The sequence below is a fragment of the Pseudomonas sp. LBUM1671 genome (genome assembly GCF_059695685.1).
In genome coordinates this window covers 4,391,148-4,406,861 of the sequence record NZ_CP166782.1, presented here as the reverse complement: position 1 = coordinate 4,406,861, position 15,714 = coordinate 4,391,148, and the positions used below count along the sequence as shown (strand labels likewise).

General features: G+C 59.3%; 20 protein-coding genes. 11 read left to right on the top strand and 9 right to left on the bottom strand.

Annotated features, from left to right (window positions below):
• Nucleotides 1–81 precede the first annotated feature (81 nt).
• Nucleotides 82–369, top strand: coding sequence for a GNAT family N-acetyltransferase (locus ACA060_RS20310; RefSeq protein ID WP_109633645.1), 288 nt, complete (start codon nucleotides 82–84; stop codon nucleotides 367–369).
• A 66-nt stretch (nucleotides 370–435) separates the two neighbouring features.
• Here the strand turns inward: ACA060_RS20310 and ACA060_RS20305 are convergent, their stop codons facing one another.
• The gene (locus ACA060_RS20305) at nucleotides 436–1,512 is read right to left on the bottom strand and encodes a 3-deoxy-7-phosphoheptulonate synthase (protein ID WP_017339811.1); all 1,077 of its coding nucleotides are present in this window, start codon (nucleotides 1,510–1,512) and stop codon (nucleotides 436–438) included.
• A gap of 161 nt (nucleotides 1,513–1,673) precedes the next feature.
• Complete coding sequence (locus tag ACA060_RS20300; protein WP_109633643.1) at nucleotides 1,674–2,117, bottom strand: PilZ domain-containing protein; 444 nt, start codon at nucleotides 2,115–2,117, stop codon at nucleotides 1,674–1,676.
• Here ACA060_RS20300 and ACA060_RS20295 point away from each other — a divergent pair.
• The 5 genes from ACA060_RS20295 to cysB all read left to right on the top strand — a co-directional run bounded on the left by ACA060_RS20295 (nucleotide 2,116) and on the right by cysB (nucleotide 6,074).
• Nucleotides 2,116–2,502, top strand: a complete 387-nt coding sequence (locus tag ACA060_RS20295) for a thioredoxin family protein (protein ID WP_109633641.1) — start codon at nucleotides 2,116–2,118, stop codon at nucleotides 2,500–2,502. The genes ACA060_RS20300 and ACA060_RS20295 overlap by 2 nt on opposite strands.
• A complete protein-coding gene (locus tag ACA060_RS20290) occupies nucleotides 2,499–3,455 on the top strand; it encodes a putative 2-dehydropantoate 2-reductase (RefSeq protein ID WP_497312795.1) in 957 nt (318 codons plus the stop codon). Before ACA060_RS20295 ends, ACA060_RS20290 begins: the two co-directional genes overlap by 4 nt.
• Before the next feature lie 25 nt (nucleotides 3,456–3,480).
• The gene (locus ACA060_RS20285; protein ID WP_109633637.1) at nucleotides 3,481–4,386 is read left to right on the top strand and encodes a 5'-nucleotidase; all 906 of its coding nucleotides are present in this window, start codon (nucleotides 3,481–3,483) and stop codon (nucleotides 4,384–4,386) included.
• A 95-nt stretch (nucleotides 4,387–4,481) separates the two neighbouring features.
• On the top strand, nucleotides 4,482–4,985 hold the full coding sequence (locus tag ACA060_RS20280) for a universal stress protein (protein ID WP_094468374.1): 504 nt from the start codon (nucleotides 4,482–4,484) through the stop codon (nucleotides 4,983–4,985).
• Nucleotides 4,986–5,099: 114 nt separating this feature from the next.
• On the top strand, nucleotides 5,100–6,074 hold the full coding sequence (cysB, locus tag ACA060_RS20275; RefSeq protein ID WP_109633635.1) for an HTH-type transcriptional regulator CysB: 975 nt from the start codon (nucleotides 5,100–5,102) through the stop codon (nucleotides 6,072–6,074).
• 5 nt (nucleotides 6,075–6,079) lie between these two features.
• On the opposite strand, the gene ACA060_RS20270 is transcribed toward cysB, so the two are convergent.
• Both ACA060_RS20270 and ACA060_RS20265 read right to left on the bottom strand, forming a co-directional pair.
• Nucleotides 6,080–6,562 carry a GreA/GreB family elongation factor gene (locus tag ACA060_RS20270; protein ID WP_497312793.1) on the bottom strand — a complete coding sequence of 161 codons (483 nt, stop codon included), beginning with the start codon at nucleotides 6,560–6,562 and terminating at the stop codon, nucleotides 6,080–6,082.
• A 14-nt stretch (nucleotides 6,563–6,576) separates the two neighbouring features.
• Entirely contained in the window at nucleotides 6,577–6,987 is a 411-nt protein-coding gene (locus ACA060_RS20265) for a hypothetical protein (RefSeq protein WP_497312791.1), read from the bottom strand.
• 133 nt (nucleotides 6,988–7,120) lie between these two features.
• On the opposite strand from ACA060_RS20265, the gene earP reads away from it, so the two are divergent.
• Both earP and ACA060_RS20255 read left to right on the top strand, forming a co-directional pair.
• Nucleotides 7,121–8,263 carry an elongation factor P maturation arginine rhamnosyltransferase EarP gene (gene earP / locus ACA060_RS20260; RefSeq protein WP_497318315.1) on the top strand — a complete coding sequence of 381 codons (1,143 nt, stop codon included), beginning with the start codon at nucleotides 7,121–7,123 and terminating at the stop codon, nucleotides 8,261–8,263.
• A 48-nt stretch (nucleotides 8,264–8,311) separates the two neighbouring features.
• Entirely contained in the window at nucleotides 8,312–8,881 is a 570-nt protein-coding gene (locus ACA060_RS20255; protein ID WP_007943632.1) for an elongation factor P, read from the top strand.
• A 135-nt stretch (nucleotides 8,882–9,016) separates the two neighbouring features.
• On the opposite strand, the gene ACA060_RS20250 is transcribed toward ACA060_RS20255, so the two are convergent.
• The 4 genes from ACA060_RS20250 to ACA060_RS20235 form a co-directional block, all read right to left on the bottom strand.
• On the bottom strand, nucleotides 9,017–10,033 hold the full coding sequence (locus tag ACA060_RS20250; RefSeq protein WP_497312789.1) for an alpha/beta hydrolase: 1,017 nt from the start codon (nucleotides 10,031–10,033) through the stop codon (nucleotides 9,017–9,019).
• Nucleotides 10,034–10,066: 33 nt separating this feature from the next.
• Nucleotides 10,067–10,486, bottom strand: coding sequence for an organic hydroperoxide resistance protein (locus tag ACA060_RS20245; protein WP_047527178.1), 420 nt, complete (start codon nucleotides 10,484–10,486; stop codon nucleotides 10,067–10,069).
• Nucleotides 10,487–10,833: 347 nt separating this feature from the next.
• The gene (locus tag ACA060_RS20240; protein ID WP_497318314.1) at nucleotides 10,834–11,295 is read right to left on the bottom strand and encodes a MarR family winged helix-turn-helix transcriptional regulator; all 462 of its coding nucleotides are present in this window, start codon (nucleotides 11,293–11,295) and stop codon (nucleotides 10,834–10,836) included.
• A gap of 69 nt (nucleotides 11,296–11,364) precedes the next feature.
• Nucleotides 11,365–12,321 (bottom strand): LysR family transcriptional regulator, encoded by a 957-nt coding sequence (locus tag ACA060_RS20235; RefSeq protein WP_109633626.1) that lies wholly within the window; start codon nucleotides 12,319–12,321, stop codon nucleotides 11,365–11,367.
• Nucleotides 12,322–12,445: 124 nt separating this feature from the next.
• Between ACA060_RS20235 and ACA060_RS20230 the strand changes: the two genes are divergently transcribed.
• Nucleotides 12,446–13,180: a sulfite exporter TauE/SafE family protein gene (locus ACA060_RS20230; protein WP_497318312.1), complete on the top strand. Its 735-nt coding sequence runs from the start codon at nucleotides 12,446–12,448 to the stop codon at nucleotides 13,178–13,180.
• Here the strand turns inward: ACA060_RS20230 and ACA060_RS20225 are convergent.
• Complete coding sequence (locus tag ACA060_RS20225) at nucleotides 13,170–14,024, bottom strand: LysR family transcriptional regulator (RefSeq protein WP_497312786.1); 855 nt, start codon at nucleotides 14,022–14,024, stop codon at nucleotides 13,170–13,172. The two genes, ACA060_RS20230 and ACA060_RS20225, sit on opposite strands and share 11 nt — an antisense overlap.
• 96 nt (nucleotides 14,025–14,120) lie before the next feature.
• Here ACA060_RS20225 and ACA060_RS20220 point away from each other — a divergent pair, with 96 nt between their 5' ends.
• Both ACA060_RS20220 and ACA060_RS20215 read left to right on the top strand, forming a co-directional pair.
• On the top strand, nucleotides 14,121–14,336 hold the full coding sequence (locus ACA060_RS20220; RefSeq protein WP_010461302.1) for a DUF1127 domain-containing protein: 216 nt from the start codon (nucleotides 14,121–14,123) through the stop codon (nucleotides 14,334–14,336).
• 64 nt (nucleotides 14,337–14,400) lie between these two features.
• Nucleotides 14,401–15,630: a winged helix-turn-helix domain-containing protein gene (locus tag ACA060_RS20215; protein WP_497312784.1), complete on the top strand. Its 1,230-nt coding sequence runs from the start codon at nucleotides 14,401–14,403 to the stop codon at nucleotides 15,628–15,630.
• Nucleotides 15,631–15,714: the final 84 nt, after the last annotated feature.

Genomic DNA, 15,714 nt, shown 5'->3' with positions numbered 1-15,714 from the left:
CACGGGGTGGCGTAGATGTTCCTTCGCCGGAAAAACATCGGTAAGGTAGGGGTCAGAATTCAAGACCCGCGAGGAGTAGTGATGAGCGAGGCGTTGTCCATCCACCATGACCAGGCTGGTCATCAGTTCGAGACCAGTGTGGACGGTCATCGTGCCTACCTGACCTATATGGATCTTGGGAAACAGACCCTGGATATCTATCGCACCTTCGTGCCTAACGCGTTGCGTGGTCGCGGCATCGCGGCGGCATTGACCGAGCAGGCGCTGCAGTACGCTGAAGAAATGGGTTACACCGTCATTCCATCGTGCTCTTACGTCGAGCGCTACATGGAGCGTCACCAGCGGCATGCTGCCAAGCTGAGCCAGTAACCGCAAAATACGAACACAAAAAAACGCCGGGTTAAGCCCGGCGTTTTTGTGTGCGGCGAAACGTGATCAGGTGCGAGCGCGCTTCGGCAGCACATCCTTGAGCTTGGCGTGCATGCTGCGCAAGGTGTTTTCGGTCGCAGACCAATCGATGCAGGCATCGGTGATCGACACGCCGTATTGCAGGTCGGCGAGGTCTTTCGGGATGGCCTGGCAGCCCCAGTTCAGGTGACTTTCGACCATCAGGCCGATGATCGACTGGTTGCCTTCGAGGATCTGGTTGGCGACGTTCTCCATCACCAGCGGTTGCAGGGCCGGGTCCTTGTTGGAGTTGGCGTGGCTGCAATCGACCATGATGTTCGGCTTGATCTTCGCCTTGTTCAGCGCTTGCTCGCAGAGTGCGACGCTGACCGAATCATAGTTCGGCTTGCCGTTGCCGCCGCGCAGTACCACGTGACCGTAGGCATTGCCCTTGGTGGTAACGATCGACACGCCACCTTCCTGGTTGATACCCAGGAAACGGTGCGGGCTGGAAACCGACTGTAGGGCGTTGATCGCCACCGTCAGGCCGCCATCGGTGCCGTTCTTGAAGCCGACGGCTGAAGACAGGCCGGACGCCATTTCACGGTGAGTCTGGGATTCGGTGGTGCGCGCGCCGATGGCCGACCAGCTGATCAGGTCCTGCAAGTATTGCGGGGAGATCGGATCAAGGGCTTCAGTGGCGGTCGGCAGGCCCATCTCGGCCAGGTCCAGCAGCAACTGACGACCGATGTGCAGACCGTCCTGAATCTTGAAGGAGTCATCCAGGTACGGGTCGTTGATCAAGCCTTTCCAGCCGACGGTGGTGCGTGGCTTCTCGAAATACACGCGCATGACCAGATACAGGGTATCGGACACTTCTGCGGCGAGCACTTTCAGGCGCTCGGCGTATTCGTGGGCTGCCTTGATGTCGTGGATCGAGCAAGGCCCGATCACGACGAACAGGCGGTGGTCGGTGCCATCAAGAATGTTGCGAATGACTTCGCGACCCTTGGTGACGGTGCGCAGGGCAGCGTCGCTCAGAGGGATATCACGCTTGAGCTGATCGGGAGTGATCAGGGTCTCGTTGGAGGCGACGTTTAGGTCGTTGATCGGTAAATCAGCCATCGTTTACTCGTCAGGTCACGGGTGCCGGCCGCCAGCGAACCCGCGCGGCGGAGCACAGCAAATTAAGCGCGTCGGGGAGCCGAACCTTAGCGCGTTAAGCGCCTGCTCGACAATGGGCAGACACCGGTTTTAGGGGCTTTCTCACTAATTGAGAGCGTCGCCTAACCCAATGCTGGCTGTGCAAATGCCTTGCGAACCGTGTCGTGGGAGAACTCGTCGGCATGCTGCTGGACCCAGTCGAGGGCCAGGGCCTGAATATCCTGCAGGTCATCGTGTGCGTCACGCAGGCGGCAATAACGCTCGATCTGGCAGACCTGTTCGCCCATTCGCGCACTGAACAGCATCTGTTCGTCGACGAACGCAATGCCCACCAGATACCCATGCTTGCGTCGCAGGCACCAGGCTACATAACCCAGGTAGCGCAAATCGGGATTCAGGGTTGGCATGCGCACTTCCAGCGCCGTACCGTGGCGCCAGGCGCGGTGGTAATTGCAAGCCATGCCGCCGAGGCTGATAGTGTGCAGCCGTTGCCGCGAAATGCACTCATGCTTGAGCAACGTTAATTCGACGGGCACATCGTCAGGGTGAGGTAAAAAACGTCCCATGAACACGGACTCCATGTGTCGGCCATCTGACATTGTTTCCCCCAGTATAGTGGTCGAATCGGAACTGACCGATTTCGACGCCGACCAACGGCTGCTGGCGATGAGCGGTGTGTCGCTGGTGATTTTTACCAGTGTCGGCTGCGCCAGTTGCCGGTTTGCCCGGGAGCAATTGCCGCGACTCGAACTGGCGATCGACCGGCTGTGCTGGATCGATGCCGGGGACAATGGCGGGTTGGTCGAGCGTTATCAGGTTTTCCATTTGCCGGCGCTGTTTGTGGTGCGCGACGGTGAGTTCTTCGGACCAGTACAGTCGCGCCTGACCAGCACCGGGCTCAATGAAGCCGTGCGCCGGGCGCTCAGTCGTGATGCAGAGGAGTTGCCATGATGGAGGCAGTTGCCAAACCGACAATCGGTATTATCGGAACCGGCGCGATCGGCGGTTTCTACGGGGTGATGCTGGCGCGTGCCGGTTTCGATGTTCACTTTTTGTTGCGCAGTGAATTTGCAGCGGTCGCCGAACGCGGGTTGCAAGTCGACAGCGCGGTACACGGTGCGCTGACATTGAATCCGGTCCAGGCCTATTCGTCGGCCGAAGACATGCCGCCTTGCGACTGGTTGCTGGTCGGTGCGAAAACCACCAGCAACGCAGACCTGGCGCCCGCTATCCTTCAAGCCGCCGCGCCGAATGCCAAAGTCTTGCTCCTGCAAAATGGCCTGGATGTCGAAGACAGTCTGCGAGCCTTGCTCCCGGATACGCTGCACCTGCTCGGCGGGCTCTGCCTGATTTGCGTCCATCGCACCGGTCCGGGGGCGATCATTCATCAGGCCCTTGGCGCAGTGAATGTCGGCTACCACAGTGGCCCCGTCACCGATGAACAGGCGCGCATGGCGATTGTCGAGGAGGGCGCCGAGTTGTTCCGCCGCGCCGGCATCGACTCACAGGCCATGCCGAACCTGCATCAGGCGCGCTGGCAGAAACTGGTCTGGAATATCCCTTACAACGGCCTGTCGGTACTGCTTGGCGCGGGCACCACGCCGTTGATGGCCGATGCCGACAGCCGGGAACTGATCAAGGCCTTGATGGCCGAAGTGGTTCAGGGCGCCAAGGCTTGCGGTCACGAAATGCCGGCCGGTTACGCGGACTTTTTGTTCATGATGACCGAGAAAATGCCCGACTATTGGCCGAGCATGTACCACGATTTCCTGCACAAACGACCGCTGGAACTCCAGGCGATTTATGCGCGACCGCTGGCGGCGGCAAAAACGGCGGGATGCGAATTGCCGCGAATCGAAGCCTTGTATCGCAGCTTGAGCTTTATCGATCGACGCAACACGTGAGTCGATCAACCTGAGGGGGAAGGGCATGGCAAAGACGATTGACGACAAACTGGTGCTGGCGATTTCGTCGCGAGCGCTGTTCGACCTGAGCGAAAGTCACAAGGTCTATCTGTCGAGCGGCGTCGAGGCCTACCGGCAATATCAAATTGAACACGAAGACGAAATCCTCGAGCCCGGGGATGCGTTTCCGTTGGTGCAAAAACTCCTGAACCTTAATGCCAGTCTTGGACGCGCCCGGGTCGAGGTGATCCTGGTGTCGCGCAACAGCGCCGACACCGGCCTGCGCGTATTCAACTCGATTGATCACTATGGCCTGGCGATTTCCCGCGCGGCGTTTGTCGGCGGTCGCAGTCCCTATCCGTACCTCAAGGCCTTTGGCTGCGACCTGTTTCTCTCCACCCACGCCGAAGACGTGCGCAGCGCGCTGGATGCCGGGTTCGCTGCAGCGACCATTCTTTCGGGCGGTGCCAGCCGTGCGGCCAGCGATGAATTGCGCATCGCCTTCGACGGTGATGCCGTGCTGTTTTCCGACGAGTCCGAGCGGATCTATCAGTCCGGCGGCCTGGAAGCGTTTCAGGCCAGCGAGCGCGAATCGGCTCGCGAGCCTTTGCGCGGTGGACCGTTCAAAGGTTTTCTCGCCGCCCTCAATCTGTTGCAGCGCGAGTTTCCTGATGACGCCTGTCCGATCCGCACCGCCCTGGTGACGGCACGGTCGGCGCCGGCCCATGAACGGGTGATCCGCACGTTGCGCGAATGGGACATTCGTCTGGACGAGTCGCTGTTTCTGGGTGGCCTGACCAAGTCGGCATTCCTCGAAGCGTTTGCCGCCGACGTGTTTTTCGACGATCAGGCCGGTCATTGCGAGCTGGCCCGCGAGGTGGTCGCCACCGGCCACGTGCCCCACGGCATAAGCAACGAGCAAAAGGTTTAAGCCCGCGGTTCAACGCGTTACGCGGGCCGTCGTACTCGCCAAGGCACTGCTAAGCTGAATCAAATCTCCGCCATGTTGGCACGCGAGGAGGTCATATGATTCATTCGATGCTGTATGCCACTGACCTCGGTCTGTATGCACCGTTGGTGATGCAGCATGCCTTGGCGCTGGCGCGGACATTCAATGCCGACTTGTATGTGGTACACGCCGTTGAGCCCATGGGATTGTTTGCCGAATCAGTGCTGCAGAGTTACCTCGATGAGCAGGCCTTGAACGAGTTTCACAGTCAGGGCCTGAGCACGGTGATCGCCAATATCGAGCAGCGGGTGCTCGACAGCTTTCGTGAAGAGTTGGGGGATGAAGGGGAGCAGGATCTGGAGCGGATCAAAGCGGTGCGAGTGCTGCAGGGTGACCCATCGCAGGTGATTCTCGACCAGGCGCAGAAACTCTCCGTGGATTTGTTGATCGTAGGTAGTCATAGCCATGGTGCTGGCGCGGAAACGCCTCTGGGCAGGACCGCTGCGCGGGTGTTGCAACTGTCTCGGGTGCCGGTTTATCTGGTGCCACTCGTTGAACGTCGTCGCCAAGGGGATCGCTAGAAAGCGAATAGTGGCAATTTGACAAAAAAGTTCTAGATTTATTCTTCAAGCCATTAATATAGTTATATACCGTCGCTGATGCCCGTGGCGTCTACCTTGCTTTGAGGGATTCATATGAAGCTTCAACAACTGCGCTACATCTGGGAAGTGGCGCACCACGACCTCAACGTTTCCGCTACAGCCCAAAGCCTTTACACCTCGCAACCGGGCATCAGCAAGCAGATCCGTCTGCTGGAAGACGAATTGGGCGTCGAGGTTTTTGCCCGCAGCGGCAAGCACCTGACCCGCGTCACTCCGGCCGGCGAGCGCATCATCACCACCGCCGGCGAGATCCTGCGCAAGGTTGAAAGCATCAAGCAGATCGCCCAGGAATTCTCCAACGAGAAGAAAGGCACCCTGTCGATCGCCACCACGCACACTCAGGCACGTTATGCGTTGCCACCAGTGATCAGCAATTTCATCAAGCAATACCCGGACGTTGCCCTGCACATGCATCAGGGTTCGCCGATGCAAATCGCCGAAATGGCCGCAGACGGCACCGTGGATTTCGCCATCGCCACCGAAGCGCTGGAACTGTTCGGTGACCTGGTGATGATGCCGTGCTACCGCTGGAACCGTTGCGTGGTCGTGCCTCAGGGCCACCCGCTGACCAAGCTGTCGAAGCTGTCCCTGGAAGCCCTGGCCGAATACCCGATCGTGACGTACGTGTTCGGTTTTACCGGTCGTTCAAAACTCGACGAAGCCTTCAGCCATCGCGGCCTGACACCGAAAGTGGTGTTCACCGCCGCCGACGCCGACGTGATCAAGACTTACGTTCGCCTGGGTCTGGGCGTGGGCATCGTGGCGAAAATGGCCGTCGACGCCAAACTCGACAGCGACCTCGTGATGCTCGACGCCAGCGACTTGTTCGAATCCAGCATCACTAAAATCGGTTTCCGTCGCGGCACTTTCCTGCGTGGTTTCATGTGCGATTTCATCGAGAAGTTCGCGCCGCACCTGACCCGCGAAGTCATGGCCAAGGCCATTCAGTGCCACAACAAGCAGGAACTGGAAGAGCTGTTCGACGGCGTCGAACTGCCGGTCCATTAATCTGCTTAAATCACCTCGGTGACAGCAAACTGTTGCCGAGCGCCCGCCACCAGAATCTCCACTTCGTCCCCTTCGAACTTGCCCAGCAGGCTTTTGCCCAGCGGTGAGCGAGGGGTGATGACAGTGATCATCTGCCCGACCATGTCGACTTTCAGGCCCGCCGCGTCAGGGGCCAGGAACAGCCATTGCTCACGCCCCTTTTCGTCTTCCAGGCCGAGCAGGGCGCCGACTTCGATCCCGCGTTGTTCGTCATAAGGACGCAAGGTCAGGTTCTGGCACAACGTCAGTGACTGCCTGATTTCTTCCACGCGTTTGGCCTGTCCGGCAGCCAGATAAGACGCCTCCAGGCCTAGGGTGTCGTACTTGTTTTCGGCGATGTTTTCTTCGTGGGTCGCGGTTTCGTAAGCGGTTTGCGCGGCACGCTCGGCGATGTCGAGATCGACCCGAAGCTTGTCGATAATCAGTTGGTGGACGGCTGGCTTGTGCATAGAGAGCTTCATGGTCAGTCGCAGAATTGCAGAACGTTGGCGCGGCTTTTTTCGCTCGGCGCGGTCTTGTCCTGTTGCAGCCAGAACTGGCATTTCGGATTGGACAGATTGCGGCCGCTGCTGCGGGCCTGATCCATGCGTTGCTGCTGCTCGTTCTTGCGCAGGTTCTCTTCATACTGTTCGAACAGTGGGCTCTGCGGCGGGATGTCCGGCACCGGTTGCACCACCACCGGCGGCTTGGCCAGTTGCTCTACCGCGGCGGCGACTGGCGCGAGTTGCTCGCTGAACAGCAGGCGCGAGGCGAGCCAGCAAGTCAGCGCGATTGCGAGGAATCCAAGCCACAGACCGAGGGCAATGCTGCCGGTCAATTGCAGCGCATTGAGCTGAATCGGCAACGGACGGCGCGGGTTGGGACGGTAGGGCATGGCTGCCTCCTGGCGGGTGGTCGCGGGCGAGTGGCGATTGTCGCACGAAGATTAATCGCCGTCGGCTCTTCTGCACGAGGTAATTTATGCGGACAATCGGCGCCTTTGCCAACGGGAGCCTGGAATGCCTGAAATGCCTCAAGTGAAAACCCGCTGGGATATTTTTTGCACCGTGGTCGACAACTTTGGCGACATCGGTGTGACCTGGCGCCTGGCCCGACAACTGGTGGCCGAGCATGCCGTGGAGGTGCGCTTGTGGGTCGATGACCTGCGGGCCTTCGAACGCATCTGTCCGGAAATCGACATCAGCGCCACGCAGCAATGGCAGCAGGGTGTGGAGGTGTGTCAGTGGCCCACCGAATGGCAACCCGCTGAAGCGGCTGATGTGGTGATCGCCGCGTTCGCCTGCCAGTTGCCGAGCGCCTACATGGACGCCATGGCCTCGCGGGAAAAGCCGCCGCTGTGGATGAACCTCGACTACCTGAGCGCCGAAGACTGGGTGATCGGCTGTCACGGTTTGCCATCGGTGAAGTACAAGAGCGTGCAGAAGTACTTCTTCTTTCCGGGGTTCCAGAAAGGCACGGGTGGCTTGCTGCGCGAAAACGGATTGCTTGAACGTCGCCAGCAGTTTCAGCAAAACCCCGAAGCCCAGCGCGAATTCCTGCAAGGCCTGGGGATCGATCGCGCACCGAACGCTCAACTGATCTCACTGTTTGCCTACGAAAACAGCGGATTGGCCAGTTGGCTGGACGTGCTGGCCGCCGATTCGATTCCCACGCATCTGCTGGTGCCCGAAAGCCGGATTCTCGGGGATGTCGAATGCTGGCTGGGTGTCGATCAACTGGCGGCAGGCGCGGTGCACGTGCGCGGTGAATTGACCGTGCAAGTCCTGCCGTTCGTCCGACAGGATCAATACGATCATTTGCTGTGGTGCTGCGATTTCAACGCCGTGCGCGGCGAAGATTCCTTTGTTCGCGCGCAATGGGCAGGGCGGCCGCTGCTCTGGCACATCTATCAGCAGGACGAAGATATCCATCTGGACAAGCTCGACGCCTTCCTGGCTCTGTACACCCAAGGCCTGTCCGGGCCCGCCAGCGAGGCGATCAGCGGTCTTTGGCGTGCGTGGAATGCGGGTCATGATATGTCCGACCATTGGTTGGCCACCCGCAAACACTGGCCGGAGCTGCAAAAACACGCCGAGACGTGGTGTCTGGAACAAGCCTTGCAGGCCGATCTTGCCGCAGCGCTGGTACAGTTTTATGTAAATTGGATATGATACGCGGCCTAGATTTTTGTAAATCCCATCCAAATTCGGATATTCGCAATGAAAACTGGTAAAGAACTGAAACCCGGTACCGTGATCCGTCTCGAAAACGATCCTTGGCTGGTTCAGAAAGCTGAATTCACCAAATCCGGTCGTAACAGCGCGATCATGAAGACCAAGCTGAAAAACCTGCTGACCGGTTACAAGACCGAGATCGTTTACAGCGCCGACGACAAACTGGACGACGTAATCCTCGACCGCAAAGAAGCGACCCTGTCCTTCATCAGCGGCGACACCTACACGTTCATGGACACCACTGACTACACCATGTACGAGCTGAACGCTGAAGACATCGAAGCCGTTCTGCCTTTCGTTGAAGAAGGCATGACCGATGTTTGCGAAGCGATCTTCTTCGAAGAGCGTCTGGTTTCCGTAGAACTGCCGACCACCATCGTGCGTCAGGTTGACTACACCGAAGGTTCCGCTCGCGGCGACACTTCCGGCAAGGTGATGAAGCCTGCCAAACTGAAGAACGGTACCGAGCTGTCGGTTGCTGACTTCATCGAAATCGGCGATATGATCGAGATCGATACCCGCGAAGGCGGTTCCTACAAAGGCCGTGCTAAATAAGCACCGCTTGAGGAATGAAAAAGCCCGACCATTGAGTCGGGCTTTTTTGTGGGCGCAGTTTCAGGCTCGACCATGAACACTGTGGGAGCGAGCAAGTCGAATCGTCGCACCGCCGCTCCCACATTTTGACCTGTGTTATTTCTTCAGGTGTTGTTTCAGTTCTTCGGACGCCTGCAGCATCGCCGAGCGTACTGCTGGAACCTGGCTCACCACATTCAACAAACCGTAGTCGTGAATCATGCCGTTGTAGCGAACCGCTGTGACCGGCACGCCAGCCTCGTCCAGTTTGCGCGCATAAGCTTCACCTTCATCGCGCAACACGTCGGCACCGGCTGTCTGCACCAGGGCAGGCGGCAAGCCCTTCAGTTGCGCGGTGGTTGCCCGCAGCGGTGAGGCGTAGATCTCGTTACGCTGCTTGGCGTCGGTGGTGTAGTTGTCCCAGAACCACTTCATCATGTTTTTGGTGAGGAAGTGCCCCTCGGCAAACTGGTTGTAGGACGCGGTTTCGAAGTTGGCGTCCGTCACCGGCCACAGCAGCACCTGGAACTTGATCGCCGGGGTGCCCTTGTCTTTGGCCATCAGCGCAACCACGGCCGCCATGTTGCCACCGACGCTGTTGCCGGCCACGGCCAGGCGCTTGCCGTCGACGTTGATCTCTTTACCGTGCTCGGCCACCCATTTCGTCGCGGCATAAGCCTGGTTGATCGCCACCGGGTAATGCGCTTCCGGCGACGGGGTGTAATTGACGAACACCGCCACCGCACCCGAACCCGTCACCAGGTCGCGAACCAGGCGTTCGTGGGTCGGGAAGTCCCCCAGCACCCAGCCACCGCCGTGGAAGAACATGAACACTGGCAGCTCGCCTTTGACCCCGGCCGGCCGGACGATGGTCAGGCTGAGCGGTTGGCCATCGACTTGAATGGTCTTCTCGCTGACATCGGCTTTTGGCAGTGTCAGTTTCACCGAGGCTTGCGCACCCACCAGCACCGCGCGGGCTTCTTTGGGGGTGAGTTGTTCCATTGGTTTGCCGGTGCCGGCATTCAGGACATCGAGGAACGCCTGGGTGTTGTGTTCAACCCCATCGCCTGCAAACGCGTTGCTGATGGACAAAGCGAGAAGGGTGCCGGTCAAGACTTTGCTGAAAGTGTTCATGTTCGTTTCCTGTTTGGGCCTGGTAGCCAGCAGTTAGACGGTCACGTGCAGGCGCACATCGACGTTGCCACGGGTCGCGTTCGAGTACGGGCAGACCTGGTGTGCTGCGTCGACCAGACTTTGCGCGTCGGCTTGTTCAAGACCCGGCAGGCTGATGTGCAGATCGATGTCCAGACCGAAGCCGCCAGGGATCTGGCCGATGCCGACATGGGCGGTGATCGATGCGTCGTTCGGGATGCTGCGTTTAGTCTGGCTGGCGACGAACTTCAGCGCGCCGATGAAGCAAGCGGAATAGCCGGCCGCGAACAGTTGCTCAGGGTTGGTCGCAGCGCCACCGGCACCACCGAGTTCTTTGGGGGTAGCGAGTTTGACGTCGAGGATGTTGTCACTGGAAACCGCACGACCGTCACGGCCGCCAGTGGAGGTTGCGATTGCGGTGTAGAGAGTTTGCATGGTGTAAGCCTCGTTCGGGTTTGATTGGTTTGCGCTAACTGTTTGCGCGCTAAGTAAGTGCGAAGTGAATGTATCGCGCGAATATTTAGCGCGCAAGATAAATTTTTGAAAAAGTTTTGGATTGGAGAAGGCAGCGGATTGGATGTGTTGAGTTAGAGCGGTCGCGGCAGGATTTTTCAGCGGAGAATTTTTTTGAAAGAGGACGCGAGATCGACAGGGACACCACAAAACAAATGTGGGAGCGGGCTTGCTCGCGAAAGCGATGTATCAGGCAACATTTTTGTCGACTGACACACCGCTTTCGCGAGCAAGCCCGCTCCCACAGGGGATCTGGGGTGGTTTGAAGGTTAGAGGCTGTCTTGCAGATTGCTGCGCAGCTCTTGCAGCTCCGCTTGAAGTTTCTGCAGTCTCTCAAGCGTCATTCCGCTTGCACCGAGGATGCATTGGGGAATGCTGCGCGCCTTGTCCCGCAACGCGCGCCCCTGTTCGGTCAGCTCGACAATCACCACCCGTTCATCCTCACGGCTGCGGGTGCGACTGAGCAATCCCTCGACCTCCAGCCGTTTGAGCAAGGGCGTCAGTGAGCCGGGGTCTGTCAGCAGTCGCGTGCTGATCTCGCCTACGGTCAGCCCGTCCCGCTCCCACAACACCATCATCGCCAGATACTGCGGATAGGTCAGGCCCAGCGCTTGCAGCAGTGGTTTGTACACCTTGGTCATCAGCAAAGAAGTGGAATGCAGGGCGAAGCAAGCCTGATTGTCCAGCAGCAGCTGGTCGCAGTTATCCGGGGTGTTGCGTTCGGTGGTCATTTCAAAGCCTTGATCAGTAATCTTCATGAATCTAGCGGACGAATCTTTAATGCACCAGACAATTCTGGACTAGTGCCGGTCCAGGGTGTTTTGTAGCGCCAGGTCCCACGGCGGAATCGGGCTGAAGCGGGTTTTCAGATATTCCAGCAACAAGCGACTGCGGGAATTGGGTTGCTGCTCAAGACGCAACGCATAGATGCCGGTGGATTCGGGAGGTGGCAGGCCGTTTTCACAAAACAGCGGAAGCAATTCGCCGCGCAACAGGTACTCGCTGGCCAGCCAGGTCGGCAAGTGCGCGATGCCCAATCCGGCCAATGCACCACACACCAGCGCCTCGGCATTGTTGGCGCTCATGCGGATGCGCGCCGGGCGATGCAAGTGCATGTGCCCGTCGCGTTCGAAGCGCCAGGCGAAGGGCGGGGCCAGACCGTCCCAGTCGAGACCGTCATGCTCGATCAACTGCGCCGGCTCGGTCGGGACGCCGCGACGTTTGAGGTACTCGGGACTGGCGCAGGCAATGCGCACCATACTCGCCAGCGGCGTGGCCACCAGCCTTGTGTCGGCCATTTGCCCGGCGCGCAGCACCAGGTCAACCTTGCCCAGGTTCAGCCCTTGCATGTCGACAAAACTGTCGATCAAGTGCAACTGCACGTCCAGGCCGGGGTAGAGCATCAAGAAGTCGGCAATCACCGGTGCCAGGTGCCGACGGCCGAACGCCGCCGGCGCATCGATGCGGATCAAGCCTTCCGGTGCACTGCTCAGGGACACGGCTTCAGCCCGAGCCAGGCGCAATTCCGCCACGATTCGCCGCGCACGTTCGGCAAACGCCAAGCCGGCAGGCGTCGCGCGCACCGCGTGGGTGCTGCGAATGAACAGCTGGCTGCCGACTGCATTTTCCAGGCTGTCGATGCGCCGCGCCACGGCCGAAGGCGTCAACGGATGGCGGCGGGACGCAGCGGAAAAGCTCCCGGTTTCCAGCACATCGAGGAACAGGCCGAGCTGTTCAGTCAATTGATTGGGGTTCATGGTGTATCTGCGCTTATGCGAAGTTGGCACAGCCATTGTGCGTTGCTGTGCGTTTCCCCGCCAGCATCGACTGCGTAGGATGAATACCCTGACAAAAGGAAATTCGCTTGTGATTGAGTTCGTGATGTATCTGGTCTTCGGCGCCGCCTTGGGAACCCTTGGCGGACTATTTGGCATTGGCGGTGGCTTGATCGCGATTCCGTTGCTGGGCGTGCTGTTTGGTCTCGATCAGCAAATAGCCCAAGGCACGGCGTTGGTCATGGTCGTGCCCAACGTGATGCTGGCGCTGTGGCGTTATCACCAGCGAAATCGCATCGAAATGCGTCACGCGCTGCCATTGGCGGCGATGGGCTTTTGCTTCGCCTGGATCGGGTCGATCTGGGCGGTGGGCATCGACGCGCAGACCATGCGCTTAGGCTTTGTCGCGTTCCTGATTGCCCTGTCGGCCTACAACCTCGTGCGCATGTTTACCGCTAACGCACCGGCGTCTGCCCAGATGCGTTATTCCTGGCCATGGTTGGGGGTGCTCGGTGCGGCATCCGGCACCATGGGCGGATTGTTCGGAGTGGGCGGGGCGGTCGTGGCGACGCCGGTGTTGACCAGCCTGTTCGGCACCACTCAAGTCGTGGCCCAAGGCTTGTCGCTGGCTTTGGCGCTGCCCAGCACCGGCGTCACACTGGTGACGTACGCGGTGCATCATCAAGTGGACTGGATGATCGGCTTACCGTTGGCCGTCGGCGGAATGATGAGCATCAGCTGGGGCGTGAAGATCGCCCACGCCATGCCGGAGCGGCTATTGCGCGGGTTGTTCTGCGGCTTCCTGGTGCTGTGCGCGGTGATGCTCGCGTTTAAAGTTTGAAGCCTTCGACGATGTGCTCGGCCAGGCACTCGGTGATCGGTGACGGATTGTGCAGGTTGCGCACCAGCATGATGCAGGCTTCCGGCAACAGCGGCAGGTCTTCGGCTTCTCCCAGGATGCGCATGTCCGGCGTGATCAGGCTTTCCAGTTGAGCGGTCACTGCAAGGCCTGCACTGACCACGGCCATCAACGCCGACAGGCTGGAACTGTTGTAGGCAATGCGGTAATCGCGACCCATCGCGTCCAGCGCATTGCATGCCCATAGCCTGCAGAAACAATCACTGTTGAACATCGCCAGGGGCAGCGGCGTCTGTTCGTGGGCGCTGAAGCATTGTGCTTCGGCCCAGACGAAACGTTCCTTGCGCAGCAATTGGCCAATTTCAGTACCGGGCTCGCGGGTGACGATGGACAAGTCCAGGTCCTGGCGTTGCAACAATTGCTTGGTTGATTCGCAGTGAACTTCGATCTGGATCAGCGGGTAAAACTTGGCGAAGCGCGACAGGATCCCCGGCAGGAAACGCATCACGTAGTCATCGGGCGTGCCGATGCGCACGGTGCCGACCATGTGCGGCTCACGCAACGTATTGAAGACTTCGCTGTGAAGTTTGAGGATGCGCCGCGCGTAACCCAGCAATACCTGGCCTTCGGCGGTCAACTTGACCTGGCGTCCATCACGCTCGAACAACTGACGCTGCAACACGTCTTCTTCCAGACGCTTCATCTGCATGCTCACCGCTGACTGCGTGCGGTTGACCATTTCACCGGCCCGGGTAAACCCGCCTTGGTCGGCAATGGCGACAAAGGTGCGCAGCACGTCAGTATCAATACTTGGGTACGCCGACATCCATCAATCTCCGAGATGGTTACCATCAGAAACATTCGTTGGATTGATCTTAGCGCTGAGGCGAGACTTGAGCCATCCCTAAAGGAGGGCAGCAAGATGAAAGGTCATAACGAGCATGTAACGGAAGAAAAATTCTCAATCCACGCGGTATCCGATCTGCTGCACAAGTTTAGTCGCTGGTACGAACTTCACCGTGAACGTGAACTGCTGGCAAGCTTGAGCGACGAAGCACTGAAGGACATCGGCGTGAGTCGTGCAGATGTGGAACATGAATCGGTCCGGCCGTTCTGGGATGATCCGATGCATAAATGATGAGGCTATCGCTACACAAACCCCTCTCCGGTGAGGTAGGTTGCGAGCAGACACGGAGGTATTCATGCCCGCAACGCTGTCCTTTTCCAACAAACAGGCTCGACGTCTGACGCTGGCCGCCCAAGGGTTCAACGGGCGGCAACCGCCAGCGGCGATCAAACCGGTTCAGCTCAACCGGCTGATCGAACGCCTGGGCATCCTGCAGATCGATTCAGTCAATGCGTTGGTGCGTTCGCACTACCTTCCCTTGTTTTCCCGCCTTGGAAATTACTCCCCCGATTTGCTCGATCAGGCTGCCTGGAGTCAAGGCCGACGTCGCACGTTGTTCGAATATTGGGGCCATGAAGCTTCGTTGCTGCCTATGTCGATGTATCCCTTAATGCGTTGGCGCATGCAGCGTGCAACGCGCGGCGAAGACATCTATCAGCAACTGGCGCGTTTCGGTCGCGAGCAGCAGGACACGATTCGCCGGGTGCTGGCCTCGGTTCAGGAACTCGGCGCACTGGGGGCCGGAAGCTTGTCGACCCGCCAGGAGCGGGCGGGGCCCTGGTGGGACTGGAGCGCTGAAAAGCATGCGCTGGAATGGTTGTTCGCCGCCGGTGAAGTGACGGTCGCCGGCCGACGCGGATTCGAGCGGCTGTATGACCTGCCGGAGCGGGTGATTCCTTCAGCGGTTCTGCAACAGCCTTTGCTCAGTGAGGCCGAGGCCCAGCGTGGGCTGTTGCTGCATGCCGCGACGGCATTGGGTGTCGGCACGGAAAAGGACCTGCGCGATTATTTTCGCCTGAACCCGGCAGACAGCCGGCCGCGTCTGGCGGAACTGATAGAGATCGGTGAATTACTGGCCTGCGAGGTTCAGGGCTGGCGTCAACCGGCCTACTGCTTGCCCGAGCCGAAAGTGCCGCGCAAGGTCGAGTCCAGTGCCTTGCTATCACCGTTTGATTCGCTGATCTGGGAGCGCAGCCGCACCGAGCGGTTGTTCGATTTCCGTTATCGACTGGAGATTTACACGCCGCAGGACAAACGGGTGTACGGCTATTACGTGCTGCCGTTTTTGCACAATGAACGGATTGCCGCGCGGGTGGATTTGCGCGCCGAGCGAGCATTGGGCCGACTGGCGGTGCACGCTGTGCATGAGGAAGAGCCGGGGCTGGATGACGAGGGGATGCTGGCGTTGGCGGTCAATCTGCGGCAGATGGCGGACTGGCTGGGGCTTGCGCAGGTTCTGCTGAATTGCCCGCGGGCGAGTGCGGCGCGGTTGCGGGTGGCATTGGTGCAGATTGGTGGCGACTGAGCGGGTGCCTTCGCGGGCAAGCCTCTCTCCTACAGATACAACGCAATCCTGTAGGAGCGAGGCTTGCCCGCGAAGGGGGCGACG